Source organism: Pseudomonadaceae bacterium SI-3 (assembly GCA_004010935.1).
Taxonomy (GTDB): Bacteria; Pseudomonadota; Gammaproteobacteria; order Pseudomonadales; family Pseudomonadaceae; genus Stutzerimonas.
On record CP026511.1, the window covers coordinates 187,429 to 199,788 of the forward strand.

The following is a 12,360-nucleotide window of genomic DNA, read 5'->3' on the forward strand; positions in this document are numbered from 1 at the left end:
GGAGCCAGCTTGCTGGCGATCCTTGGTCTGCATGCGAGTAGCCACGACGGATCCTTGATCGCGACCAAGGTCGCTCCTACATAAGCAGCCCGCACGGACAGTTAGCGGGAGCGCCTTTCCGCACCCGTAGGAGCCAGCTTGCTGGCGATCCTGGTCGTTCGGGCAGGGCTCTGACAGGCAGCACGAAACTGGGCGCCCTTGGCCGTCTCACGGCGCGCCAAGGTCTGCGACTGGTTAACCCAGCGTGCCGAGAATGTTCACCCCGACCCGATCCGGAATTTCGTTCTGCGACAGCACGTGCAGGCCAGGGCTGAACACCCGCGCGTAGCGTGACAGCAACGGACGCAGCTGCGGCATCACGGTAAGGATCGGCGGGTGGCCGTCCTTGCGCAGCTTCTCCTTCACCACGGGCATGCTGTTCTGCAGTTGGTTGAGCAGGCTCGGCTCCACCGGAATGTTGTCCAGGCTCACCTGACCGGCTTGCTGGGCGATCGCCAGCGCATTGAGCAGGGTGTTTTCCAGTGCATTTTCCAGCACGAACACCGCCAGTTCGCGGCGATCACCAGCAATCATCGAAACGATGCTGCGGCGCAATGCGTAGCGTACGTCCGCCGCCAGCAGCACCGGGTCCTTGGTGGTTTCGCTGCATTCGAGCAGGGTGCTGGCGATGGTTTCGATATCGCGCAGCGGCACTTCCTCCAGCAGCAGCTGGCGATAGACGCGCATCTGTTGCGTATAGCTCAGCGCATTCTTCAGGCTTTCTGCCAGCTTCGGCGCCTGCAGCGTCAAGCGCTGCATCAGGTGCTCGACGTCGTCGTGCTTGAACAGGTCCGGCAGGTGTTCACGGACCACCTTGTTCAGGTGCGTAGCGACCACGCTGGCGCAATCGATGACCTGATAGCCAAGGTTCAGCGCGCGGGATTTGTCCGACGGCTGAATCCAAACCACCTGCATGCGATAGGCCGGGTCGGTGCCGAGGATGCCGTCGATTTCGCCGTAGAGTTCCGGCGACGGAATCGCCATCAGGCGATCGGCGTGCAGTTCGGCGCCGTCGATCTTCTCGCCGTTGATGTAGATGTCATATTGCGACGCCTTGAGCCGCAAGCTGTCGCGGATCTGCACTTCTGGCAGCAAAAAGCCCAGGTGTTCGGAAAGGGTCTGGCGCACGCCGCGTACCCGCGCTGGCAACGGCGCCCCGGAGGCTTCGTTGACCAGCCCGACCAGCTTATAGCCCAGCGAAATCGACAGCCGCTCGACCAGCGGAATGTCTTCCCAGGCCAGCGATTGGGCCTTTTCCTTGTCCATCGCCTGGCCGATGGCCTGGATTTCCTTCAGATCGGCACCGGCGGCTGGCGGCTCGTGCAGCGACACACGCCAGCCGATGAAGCCGATCAGCGCGGCAAAGCCGATGAACGCCAGGTGCGGCATGCCCGGCACCAGGCCGAGCACGAACAGGATGCCGGCCACCGTGTACAGCGACGCTGGATTGGCCAGCAGCTGGCGCTGAACCTGGCTGGTGATGTCGCTGGATTCGTTGATGCGGGTGACGATGATCGCCGCCGCGGTGGACAACAGCAGCGCCGGAATCTGCGCGACCAGGCCGTCACCGATGGTCAGCAGGGCGTACTGCCTGAAGGCTTCGCCCGCGGCCAATTCATGAACGAAAACACCGATGGCGAAGCCGCCGAACAGGTTGATCAGCAGGATCAGAATGCCGGCGATGGCGTCACCGCGAACGAACTTCGAGGCGCCGTCCATTGCACCGTAGAAGTCGGCTTCCTTGGCTACTTCCTGGCGCCGGGCCTTGGCTTCTTCGTTGGTCAGCAGACCCGCGTTGAGGTCGGCGTCGATGGCCATCTGCTTGCCCGGCAGGGCGTCCAGGGTGAAGCGCGCAGTCACTTCCGAGATCCGCTCGCCGCCCTTGGTGATGACAATGAAGTTGATGATCATCAGGATGATGAACACCACCAGACCGACGATGAAGTTGCCGCCGATGACGACCTCACCGAAGGCTTCGATCACCTTGCCCGCGGCGCCTGTGCCGGTATGACCTTCGAGCAGCACCACCCGCGTCGAGGCGACGTTGAGCGTCAGGCGCATCAGCGTGGTGATCAGGATCACCGTCGGGAACAGCGAGAAATCCAGCGGACTTTTCGACGACACGCTGACCAGCAACACCAGAATCGACATGGCGATGTTGAAGGTGAACAGCACGTCCAGCAGCTGCGGTGGCAGCGGCAGGATGATCATCGCCAGGATCGACAGGATGATCAGCGGGATCCCAATCCGTCCGCTGCTGAAGGTCGGCGTCAGTTTCTGAATCAAATTCATGATCGGGCTCGGTTGAACAGTTCTTCGGGAATATGGATGTCACTCGCCAGCTTGGGCTTGGCCCGGCGACCCTGCTTCCAGGCCTTGAGCTGGAGGATGTAGGTCAGCACATGGGCCACCGCGGTGTAGAGCGGCGCCGGGATCTGCTGGTTGACCTGGGTACTGAAGTAGATCGCCCGTGCCAGTGGTGGCAGCTCGACCACCTCCAGGTTGTTGGCCTGGGCCAGCTTGCGGATGTACAACGCCGTTTCATCGACACCACGGGCGATGACGAAAGGTGTTTCGGCCTTCTTCGGGTCGTACTTGAGCGCCACGGCGTAATGCGTCGGGTTGACGATCACCACGTCGGCGTCCTTGATCACTCGGCTGATCTGCCGTTGGGCCAGCTGGCGCTGCAGCTGCTTGATCCGCGCCTTTACCTCGGGCCGGCCTTCCTGGTTCTTGTGCTCTTCCTTGCGCTCCTGCTTGGTCATGCGCATCTTTTTCAGAAAGAAGAAGCGCTGCAGCGGGATGTCGATGAACGAGAACAGCACGAATACCAGCAGCAGCGAAATCGCCAGATCGAAGGTCAGCGAGAACGCGCTGCTGATGGCATTGGTGATGTCGCTGCGCTGCAAGGCGATCAGCTTGGGCGCGGCGTAATACAGCTGGCCGACGGCGATGCCCAGCAGGGTGGCGATCTTCAGCAGCGACTTGAGCAGTTCGGTCCAGTTCTGCGCGCCCACCATCCGGCCCAGGCCGGTAATGGGGTTGAGTTTGCTGAACTGGGGGGAGAAATTCTTCGAGGCGAACACCCAGCCGCCCGGCACCAGGGCGAAGGCGATGACCAAGATCGGCGTGACCAGCAACGGCAGCAGCACGCTGATGAACACCAGCAGGTTGTGGGTGAGGATCAGCTGCAGATCATCGACGGTGATTTCGCTCTTGTGAAAGTCGATGTACGAGTAACTGAACGCCTGCTGCAGACCGTCGAAAAAAAAGCCCAGGCTGAATTTGAGCACCAGCAGCGTGGCCAGCAGCGAGACGGTGGTGGCGACGTCCTTGGAGCGGGTGACCTGGCCATCGTCGCGACTCTTCTTGAGTTTCTGCTCGGAGGCCTCTTCGGTTTTTTCCTGGCTGCTGTTCTGCTCAGACATCGCGGCCGCTCCGCAAGATCTCGCCGATGTTGCCCAGCAGCTCGCGCGTCAGGTGCAGGTAGGCTTCCGACAGGTTTGGCAGGGTCAGGAAAATCAGGATCAGTCCGGCGATGATCGCCATGGGAAAGCCCAGAGAGAACAGGTTCATCGCTGGCGAGATTCGGTTGAGCAGGCCAAAGCAGAACTGCACCAGCGTCATGCAGAAGACGATGGGTAGCGCGATCAGCAGGGCGGCGGAAATGACCCAGCTCAGCGACATCGCGATGGTCTGCAGGCCGTCGAAATGGATGCCGCTGCCGATCGGCCAGAAGATGAAGCTCTGATAGATGATGGTGACGATCACCAGGTGGCCGTCAGTGGCGAAGAACAGCAGCGCCAGCAGGATGAAATACAGCTGATAAACGATCGAGGCCGACGACACACCGTTCATGGGGTCGTTGAACACCGCCATGGACAGCCCCAGCTGGGTCGAGACGATGTCGCCGATCAGGGTGAATACCGTGAACACCAACATCAGCGCCACGCCCAGCAGCAAACCCATGGCGATTTGCTCCAGCGCGGTGAGAATGCCCTTCATGGACAGCGGGTCGATGGGCGCTGTGGGCGGCAGGGCGGCGGTGAGCACCACCGTCAGGGCAATCGCCAGCAGCACCCGTGCGCGGATGCTCAGCGACTTGTGGCTGAACATCGGCGCCAGGCTGAACACCGCCATGATCCGGCAGAACGGCCACCAGTAGCCCAGCAAGGATTGCAGGTATTGACCGACCTGCATGATGGGTTCGTTGCCCATGGCTAACCGACCAGCCGCCCGGCTTGGGTGAAGGTTTCGATGAACAGGTCGCTGAAGGTGCGCAGGATCCAATGCCCGGCGAACACCAGCATGCCGAGGGTGATCAGCAGGCGCGGCAGAAAGCTGAGCATCTGTTCGTTGATCTGAGTGGCGGCCTGGAAAATGCTCACCAGCAGCCCGCCGAGGAGGCTCGGCACCACCAATACGCAGACCACCAGTACGATGACGTGGATGGCGTTGGAGATGATGTTGACGGCGGTGTCGGGGGTCAGCATGGGAGCACCTGGGAGGTGATACAGCCGCTACAGGTCGCGGCGAGCCGGTAGTGGCTTTGGCCTCGAGTGTAATGGCTCTTTGTTGTGGTTGGCTGAGGCAGTGGTTTCGCCCTGCTGGGCGAGTCCCTTTTGGCAGTTGCCGGATGGCCGGCCCCGCCCAAAGGAACAAAAAGGTCTTGCCCCTGCACCGGACTAGGCGTCCCCGGTTCGCTGCGCTCGACTTCCCTCGCTCCGGTGACGTTCCAGGGGCCCGCGGCGACGGGCCATCCATGCCGATGGCGGCCCCGACCCAACGCCGCTCTCGCGGCATCCATGCCGCTCAATCCCTTCCACGCCACCTGCGCTCGGCCTTCTGAAAGGGGCGATTCGATGGCGTCTGATGGCCTGTGCAACGAAGCGGAAGTAGGACCTAAACGTAGGGTGGGTAACGCGAAGCTTACCCACCGGTTTTCGGAAAGGTTGGGCGCTGACGATTCCAGTGCCAGTTTCGGTGGAAAATGCTCCGCAGTTTTCCACCCTACGAACTTTTGACGGTCATTGATTAAGTGATCCTGGCTCGACACGGCTTTCTGCTTTTCCATTGCACGACCTCCCAGACGACGCCGAACGCCCCTTTCAGGAGGCCGAATGGAATCCGCGCGGAGGGGAGCGAGCGGCATGGATGCCGCGAGAGGCGTAAAGGGCCAGGGATGGCCCTTGTACGCCGGCCCCCGGAGCGCGGATGGAATGAGGGAAGTCGAGCGAAGCGAGACCCGGATGTAGGGGCAAGCGTTTTTGGTTACTTTTTCGGCGTTTGGAAAAAGTGACTCGCCCAGCAGGGCGAAACCTGAGACTAGGGCCACCAGTAGAGCGGCGCCTTCGTTAGCAGGTTGCGCCAACGCTGCCGGATCGCGAGCAAGCTCGCTACGAAAAGCGATAACGGCAGTGAAGGGGCGATGAGTCATCTCAACGCCCCCTAAAACGGCTGAATACTGGTGGTCAGCGTACCCATCAACAACGCCCACCCATCCACCAACACAAACACCATCAGCTTGAATGGCAACGAGATCATCATCGGCGACAGCATCATCATGCCCATCGCCATCAGCACGCTGGCGACAACAAGGTCGATTACCAGAAACGGCACGAAGATCATGAAGCCGAGCTGAAAGGCCGTCTTCAGCTCGCTGAGCACGAACGCCGGCAACAGCAGGGAGAAGTCCAGATCATCGAGATTCTCCGGCACTTCTTCGCCGGCCAGCGACACCATGGTTTCCAGCGAGGTCTTGTTGGTCTGCGCCAGCATGAACGCCGAGAGGCTGGTTTTGGACACGTCGAGCGCCTGCTCCAGGCTGATATCGTCGTTCTGGAAGGGCTCGAAGGCGGCGCTGTGGATTTCCTGCCAGACCGGGCGCATCACCAGCAGGGTGACGATCAGTGCAATGCCGATCAGCACCTGGTTCGGCGGGCTCTGTTGCAGGCCGATGGCCTGGCGCAGGATGGCCAGCACGATGATGAAGCGGGTGAAGCAGGTCATCATCATCAGCATCGCCGGCAGAAAGCCGAGCAGCGTCATGATGATCAAGATCTGCAGCTTGATGCTGAATTCCTGGCCGTTCTCGGTATCGTTCAGGTTGAACAACGTGATCTCGCCACCGGCAGCCTGCGCCACCAGCGGGAACAGGCCGGCCAGCAGCAGACACAGCAGCGACAGCCCGTGGCGCAGCTTCATTGCGTCAGCGCATCCAGGCCGACGCCGGACAGTTCGACGATACGCAGGCCGTAGCTGCCGTTCATCACCACCACTTCGGCCTTGGCGAACAGGGTGCCGTTGACCTTCACGTCCAGCGGCTCGCCGGCCACCTTGTCGAGCACGATGACGCTGCTGGTGTCGCACTCCATCAGTTCTTTCAGCGAAATCTCTGCCGAGGCCACTTCCAGGGTGACGTTCACTGGGATCTTGCCGAAGAAGCTCAGGTCCTGGCGTGGTGCCTGGGGCTGGGGAGCGGGCGCGGCGGCTGGCTCGTCGGTGCCGTCGAGGCTCAGGTCGCCCTCGTTGATGAGGTTCTCGAATTCGTTGTCGGACAGTTGACCGGTCATTGGGATTTCACGCTTTCAAGTGAAGTGAGGAACAAGGCGCCGTCTTCTTCGAAGACAGTCCCCCGATAGAGCTTCTGCTGGTTGATGCGCACTTCGTAGCGGTCCAGCGGGCGCACCATGAGAATGTCGTTGAGCTGCAGGGCAAGCACCTGCGACAGCGGCATCTGCACCGAGGCGACCACGCAATCCAGGCGTACCGGCAGGTGCTTGATGTGATCGACCGGATTGCCGGTCAGCCGAGCAGGCAACGGGCCGGCCAGGCGACTGGTCAGGTCATCGACCAGATCGGTGTCCAAATGAATAAAAATCGATGAGCGGCTATTGGTCAGGTGGCTGATGTATTCGAACTCAGCGACATATTCCCAGGTGGTTTCTTCGTAATCGTTTTCGTAGCGCTCAAGTGCGCCGAATGTGTCGCCGGATAATATAGAGCGCGCAAAAATATAAGTCAGATCCAAGCCCAGGCGATCACGCATCCGTTGTTCGGAAGTGCTGATCGGCGGTGCTTCCTGACTGGGCACGATTGTTCCGCCGTAATAGCACTCGAGTGCCTCGGTGAGCAGGGCCCGGTCAATTGAAAAACCAACTTTTCCCATTGGCGAACGGTAGATGCATTCTGGTGCGTTATCTGCCGGTTCCTGAACATCGACCTTGCTCAGCTCGAGGCTGATCCGGTAATTGCGCAAGAAGTAGTCGCCGATCAAACGAGGGTTCTTGTTGGTGGTTTCCTTGATGAACTGAGGAATCTTGTGGTGATGCCGGCCAAGCTTCTGCGGTTTCAATACAGTCAGGCTTTGGGCGGGCACGCCATGGTGGACTTTTGAATTGCCAGACATGTTGTGAACGGTAGTTCCTGGTTCTTGCTCGGCTGGCGAAGGCCTGTCGCGCGGGTATAAGCAGAAGAAGGTTTGGCCAGGGCGGGTGTGCAATGCCTGAGGTCACGGGCACGGCTCTAGCGTGCCGCCAGTCTAGGCTTGGGCGCGAGGAAGAATTAAATCAATAGGTATCAATTGATCTTTTTTGAGATCACTGATGAGCATTTGATTTTAATTTAGCGGAACTGATTGGGCAGTTCCGGGCGGGCTTGTTAGCGTGCGCGCAATTGTTTCGGAGTGGTCGGCTGCAGTTACCTGTCTCGTTCGGCGAGTTGGACAGACAGGGCGACAAAAGTTCCGAAAGACTTAAATAAATTTTTCAGCGAATCCGGCGTTGTGCTCGAGCAACAGGCGTAACAGCGCCAAGGTGGTCACATTGAACAGTGTCAGTCATGCAATGAACTACTGCCGCGAAGAGCTATTCGCTCCAGCGCCGGCGCGCAAGAAAATACTTATTGTCGGCAATCCCGCAGAGGCGGGTTGCGAGTTCCTTGAAGCGGGTCTGCGCAAGGAAGGTTGTGCGGTCTTTTCCTATGCCGGCCTGAATGATCTGGATAACGCCGCATTGAAGGGCGCGTCGCTGGTTTTTATCCTGATCAGCGGCATGCAACAGCCAACTCTCTATACGCAGGTCGATTCACTGATTCGTCGTGGACGCGCCATCAGTGTTATTCCCGTCGTGCAATACGCCGATCAGGAAAAGGCCGCCGCCTTGCTTGAACTGGGTTGTGTCGACTACTTGTTGTCTCCGTTCAGCGAAAGCCAGCTGAGTGCGTTGTTGCGTCGCCAGGAATTTGCCGACGCGGCCCAGGAAAGTTTCGTCTCCTGTTCCCAGGCTGGCCGTCGTTTGCTGGCCATGGCGCAGCGTGTGTCGCTGACCCGGGCGCCGATCCTGATCACCGGTGAAACCGGAACCGGCAAGGAGCTGATGGCACGTTACATCCATCGTTTCTCGGCCAGCGCCGACGCACCCTTCATTGCAGTCAACTGCGCGGCCATCCCCGAGCAGATGCTCGAATCGATTCTGTTCGGTCACGAGAAGGGCGCCTTTACCGGTGCCGTGACGGCCCAGCCGGGCAAGTTCGAACTGGCCAACGGCGGCACCCTGCTGCTCGACGAAATCGGCGAGCTGCCACTGGGGCTGCAAGCCAAGCTGCTTCGCGTACTGCAGGAGCAGCGTGTGGAGCGCCTCGGCGGGCGCAAGGAAATCGAACTCAACGTGCGCATCATCGCCGCCACTAACCGTGATTTGCAGGTGGAAGTGGCACAAGGGCGCTTCCGCGCCGACCTTATGTTCCGTCTCGACGTACTGCCGTTGCATATCAGCCCGCTGCGTGAGCGCAAGGAAGACGTACTGCCGCTGGCTCGGCGTTTCGTGACCAAGTACGCACCGCAGGAAGCCGGTGAAGAACTGTTCACCAGCGATGCCTGCCGCGCTCTGCTGCAACACGACTGGCCGGGCAACGCTCGCGAGCTGGAGAACACCGTGCAGCGCGCCCTGGTCCTGCGCAACGGCCTGTTCATTCAGCCGCAGGATCTCGGCCTGGCGGCACCGGCAAAAGCCGAAGTGCGCACCGAGCGGCTGCCGCTACCCAACGCCGAGACCGGCAAGGCCGCCCTGCGCGCCAGCGGCAAGTGGGCCGAGTACCAGCACGTGATCGACACGATTCGCAAGTTCGACGGGCACAAGACCAAGGCCGCAGCCAGCCTCGGCATGACCTCGCGTGCCTTGCGCTACCGCCTCAATGCCATGCGCGAGCAGGGCATTGAGCTGAATTTCTGATTTAAACAAGGCAAGGGGAGAGCCAGCGATGAGTTCAATCACTCAGGTACAGCAGGAGCTGCTGGGCCGGATGCAGCAGCTCCAGGGTGTCGCCTCAGGCGCGCCCATCAAGCCGGCTGACCAGGCGGCGCCCGATGCGGGCGGGATGTTCATGGCGGCGATGCGTTCGGTCGATGCCCAGCAACACCAGGCCGGCGCAGCCATGGCCGCGGTGGACAGCGGCAAGAGCGATGACCTGGTGGGCGCAATGATCGACAGCCAGAAGGCCAGCGTGTCGTTCTCCGCGTTGCTGCAAGTGCGCAACAAACTGACCACGGCGTTCGATGACGTCATGAGAATGCCGCTGTGATCGAGCGTGAGAGCTAAGCCGTGTTTGAAAAACTGAAAAGCAGGATGCCAGCAGGTGGCTTCCAACTCGACCCGCGGGTAACGCTCGCCGGCATGGCGGTGATCGCTGCCGCGCTGGCCGTGGCTGTGGCCTTCTACCTGTGGCGCGACAACGGCTCGTTCCGGCCGCTGCATGGCGCCGGTGAAGCCTTTCCGGTCGCCGAGGTGATGCAGGTCCTTGACGCCGAAGTCGTGCAATACCGCATCCATCCGCAGAGCGGGCAGATTCTGGTGCGTGAGGACCAGCTGTCCCGTGCACGCATGCTGCTCGCCGCCAAGGGTGTGAAGGTCGCACTGCCGGCCGGCTACGAGCTGTTCGACAAGGAAGAGCCGCTGGGCACCAGCCAGTTCGTTCAGGACGTGCGCCTCAAGCGCAGCCTGGAAGGCGAGCTGGCGCGCACCGTGATGTCGCTCAAGGGCATCCAGCATGCGCGTGTGCACTTGGCGCAGGAGGAGAACAGCTCCTTCGTGGTCAGCAAGCGCGCACCGACCAAGGCCTCGGTGATGGTGCAGCTCGAACCCGGCTACAAGCTGAGCGCGGATCAGGTTGGCGCGATCGTCAATCTGGTGGCCGGTAGCGTGCCCAACCTCAAGGGCGAAGACGTCGGCGTGGTCGATCAATACGGTGCACTGCTGTCTCGCGGTCTGAATGTCGGTGGTGGCCCGTCGCAGAGCTGGGGTGCGGTGGAGGAGTACCAGCAGAAGGCCGTGGCTAATATCGAGGAAGTGCTGGCGCCGGTGCTGGGCAGCGGTAACTACCGCATCAGCGTGGCGGCCGATATCGATTTCAGCCAGAAGGAAGAGACGCTCCAGTCCTACGGCGAAACGCCGCGTCTACGTCGCGAAGTGCTGAGCAACGAGAGCGCGCTGGATCAACTGGCGCTCGGCGTGCCCGGCTCGCTGGCCAACCGACCTGTGGCCCCGCCGAAGGAAGGCGAGGAGCCCAAGCCGGCCCCAGGCGAGACCAAGGGCGCGACCTCCCTGCGCGAAGAATCCACCCGTCAACTGGACTACGACCAGAGCGTGATCCACGTGAAGCACGCCGGTTTTGCCCTGCGCCAGCAGAGTGTGGCTGTGGTGCTCAACGCCGCCGCCGCGCCGGAAGGCGGCTGGAGCGACGAGGCCCGCGCGGAACTCGAGGCCATGGTACGCAGCGCCGTCGGTTTCAAGGAAACGCGTGGCGACCTGCTGACCCTCAGCGTGCTGCCCTTCGCCGCCGTTGAAACCGTCACTGAACAAGTGCCGTGGTGGGAAAACAGTCAAGTGCATGCCCTGGCCAAGCTTGGCGTGGCCGGCCTGATCGCGCTGCTGCTGCTGTTGATCGTGGTACGTCCGGCTGTTCGCAGCCTGACCCAGCGCAACGCGCCAGGCGAAGCTGATCCGGTTGCACTGGAAGGCACCCTGGCGGCTGCGCCCGGGCCGCTGCCCATCGAGGCCGAGACCCGCGCGGCATTGGCCAGCCCACGGCCCAGTGGCGACGGCATCCATGTATTCGGCGAACTCAATCCGCTTTCGGAAATTCGCCTGCCAGCGCCTGGTTCGGGGCTGGAGCTACAGATCGAGCATTTGCAGATGCTCGCCAAGAACGACCCGGAGCGCGTTTCGGAAGTCATCAAGCATTGGATAGGCCGCAATGAAAGAGACCTCAACCCAGCCAGCTGAGTCGGTGACCGGCTCGAGCAAGGAAATCAAAGCGCGCCCGGTGCAGTTGCGCTCGGTGAGTTCGCTGGATCAAGCGGCGATCCTCATGCTGAGCATGGGCGACGACATTTCCGCTGGCATCCTGCGCAACTTTTCCCGCGAGGAAATCATCAGCATCAGCCAAGCGATGGCGCGTCTGTCCAACGTCAAGCAGCCGATGGTTTCCGACGTGATCAGCCGCTTCTTCGACGATTACAAGGAGCAGAGCAGCATCAAGGGCGCCTCGCGCACCTACCTGTCTGGCATGCTCGGCAAGGCGCTGGGTGGCGACATCACCCGTTCGCTGCTCGACTCCATCTATGGCGAGGAGATCCGCGCCAAGATGGCCAAGATGGAGTGGCTCGATCCCAAGCAGTTCGCTGCGCTGATTGCCAAGGAGCACGCGCAGATGCAGGCGGTGTTCCTCGCTTTCCTGCCGCCGGGCATGGCCACCGACGTGCTCGAGTGCATGCCGGCCGAGCGTCAGGACGAGCTGCTCTACCGCATCGCCAACCTCAACGAGGTCAACAGTGACGTGATCGCCGAGCTGGAACAGCTCATCGATCGCAGCCTGCAGGTGCTCTCAAATCAGGGTTCGCAGGTGCGTGGCGTCAAGCAGGCGGCGGACATCATGAACCGCTTCAAGGGCAACCGTGACCAGATGTTCGAGTTGTTGCGCGCCCACAACGAAGAGCTGGTGGGCAAGATCGAGGATGAGATGTATGACTTCTTCATCCTCTCGCGGCAGAACCAGGACGTGTTGCAGACGCTGCTGGAAGTGATCCCGCTGGAAGAGTGGGTGGTTGCGCTCAAGGGCGCCGAACCCGCGCTGGTCAAGGCTATTCAGGGTGCGATGCCCAAGCGTCAGGCGCAGCAGATGGAATCGATCAACCGTCGCCAGGGCCCGGTGCCGCTGTCGCGGGTGGAGCAGGTGCGCAAGGACATCATGGCGGTGGTCCGCGACATGTCCAACGACGGCGATCTGCAGGTTCAGCTGTTCCGCGAACAGACCGTCGAGTAAGCG

Annotated in this window: 11 protein-coding genes; 4 read left to right on the forward strand and 7 right to left on the reverse strand. The window is 61.2% G+C overall.

Going from position 1 to position 12,360, the window contains the following annotated elements; genetic code table 11:
• Positions 1–234: 234 nt before the first annotated feature.
• From C1896_00910 to C1896_00940, 7 genes are all read right to left on the reverse strand, one after another.
• Positions 235–2,331: a flagellar biosynthesis protein FlhA gene (locus C1896_00910; protein ID AZZ43611.1), complete on the reverse strand. Its 2,097-nt coding sequence runs from the start codon at positions 2,329–2,331 to the stop codon at positions 235–237.
• Complete coding sequence (locus C1896_00915) at positions 2,328–3,467, reverse strand: flagellar type III secretion system protein FlhB (protein AZZ43612.1); 1,140 nt, start codon at positions 3,465–3,467, stop codon at positions 2,328–2,330. Before C1896_00915 ends, C1896_00910 begins: the two co-directional genes overlap by 4 nt.
• A complete protein-coding gene (fliR, locus tag C1896_00920; GenBank protein AZZ47468.1) occupies positions 3,460–4,239 on the reverse strand; it encodes a flagellar biosynthetic protein FliR in 780 nt (259 codons plus the stop codon). Before fliR ends, C1896_00915 begins: the two co-directional genes overlap by 8 nt.
• Before the next feature lie 20 nt (positions 4,240–4,259).
• Positions 4,260–4,532: a flagellar type III secretion system protein FliQ gene (locus tag C1896_00925; protein ID AZZ43613.1), complete on the reverse strand. Its 273-nt coding sequence runs from the start codon at positions 4,530–4,532 to the stop codon at positions 4,260–4,262.
• Between the two features lie 955 nt (positions 4,533–5,487).
• Positions 5,488–6,243, reverse strand: a complete 756-nt coding sequence (fliP, locus tag C1896_00930; protein AZZ43614.1) for a flagellar biosynthetic protein FliP — start codon at positions 6,241–6,243, stop codon at positions 5,488–5,490.
• Entirely contained in the window at positions 6,240–6,611 is a 372-nt protein-coding gene (gene fliN / locus C1896_00935) for a flagellar motor switch protein FliN (GenBank protein AZZ43615.1), read from the reverse strand. Before fliN ends, fliP begins: the two co-directional genes overlap by 4 nt.
• Entirely contained in the window at positions 6,608–7,447 is an 840-nt protein-coding gene (locus C1896_00940; protein AZZ43616.1) for a hypothetical protein, read from the reverse strand. The genes fliN and C1896_00940 overlap by 4 nt, the downstream gene beginning before the upstream one ends.
• Before the next feature lie 436 nt (positions 7,448–7,883).
• Between C1896_00940 and C1896_00945 the strand changes: the two genes are divergently transcribed.
• From C1896_00945 to fliG, 4 genes are read left to right on the forward strand one after another with little or no spacing between them, the layout of a single operon-like run.
• Positions 7,884–9,269: an AAA family ATPase gene (locus C1896_00945; GenBank protein ID AZZ43617.1), complete on the forward strand. Its 1,386-nt coding sequence runs from the start codon at positions 7,884–7,886 to the stop codon at positions 9,267–9,269.
• A 28-nt stretch (positions 9,270–9,297) separates the two neighbouring features.
• Entirely contained in the window at positions 9,298–9,618 is a 321-nt protein-coding gene (locus C1896_00950; GenBank protein AZZ43618.1) for a flagellar hook-basal body protein FliE, read from the forward strand.
• Between the two features lie 20 nt (positions 9,619–9,638).
• Positions 9,639–11,318 (forward strand): flagellar M-ring protein FliF, encoded by a 1,680-nt coding sequence (locus C1896_00955; protein ID AZZ43619.1) that lies wholly within the window; start codon positions 9,639–9,641, stop codon positions 11,316–11,318.
• Complete coding sequence (fliG, locus tag C1896_00960; GenBank protein ID AZZ43620.1) at positions 11,290–12,357, forward strand: flagellar motor switch protein FliG; 1,068 nt, start codon at positions 11,290–11,292, stop codon at positions 12,355–12,357. The genes C1896_00955 and fliG overlap by 29 nt, the downstream gene beginning before the upstream one ends.
• Positions 12,358–12,360 lie beyond the last annotated feature (3 nt).

Coding starts and splice junctions, on each gene's coding strand:
- C1896_00910 (AZZ43611.1), bottom strand. CDS start 2,331: ATGAATTTGATTCAGAAACTGACGCCGACCTTCAGCAGCGGACGGATT.
- C1896_00915 (AZZ43612.1), bottom strand. CDS start 3,467: ATGTCTGAGCAGAACAGCAGCCAGGAAAAAACCGAAGAGGCCTCCGAG.
- fliR (AZZ47468.1), bottom strand. CDS start 4,239: ATGCAGGTCGGTCAATACCTGCAATCCTTGCTGGGCTACTGGTGGCCG.
- C1896_00925 (AZZ43613.1), bottom strand. CDS start 4,532: ATGCTGACCCCCGACACCGCCGTCAACATCATCTCCAACGCCATCCAC.
- fliP (AZZ43614.1), bottom strand. CDS start 6,243: ATGAAGCTGCGCCACGGGCTGTCGCTGCTGTGTCTGCTGCTGGCCGGC.
- fliN (AZZ43615.1), bottom strand. CDS start 6,611: ATGACCGGTCAACTGTCCGACAACGAATTCGAGAACCTCATCAACGAG.
- C1896_00940 (AZZ43616.1), bottom strand. CDS start 7,447: ATGTCTGGCAATTCAAAAGTCCACCATGGCGTGCCCGCCCAAAGCCTG.
- C1896_00945 (AZZ43617.1), top strand. CDS start 7,884: ATGAACTACTGCCGCGAAGAGCTATTCGCTCCAGCGCCGGCGCGCAAG.
- C1896_00950 (AZZ43618.1), top strand. CDS start 9,298: ATGAGTTCAATCACTCAGGTACAGCAGGAGCTGCTGGGCCGGATGCAG.
- fliG (AZZ43620.1), top strand. CDS start 11,290: ATGAAAGAGACCTCAACCCAGCCAGCTGAGTCGGTGACCGGCTCGAGC.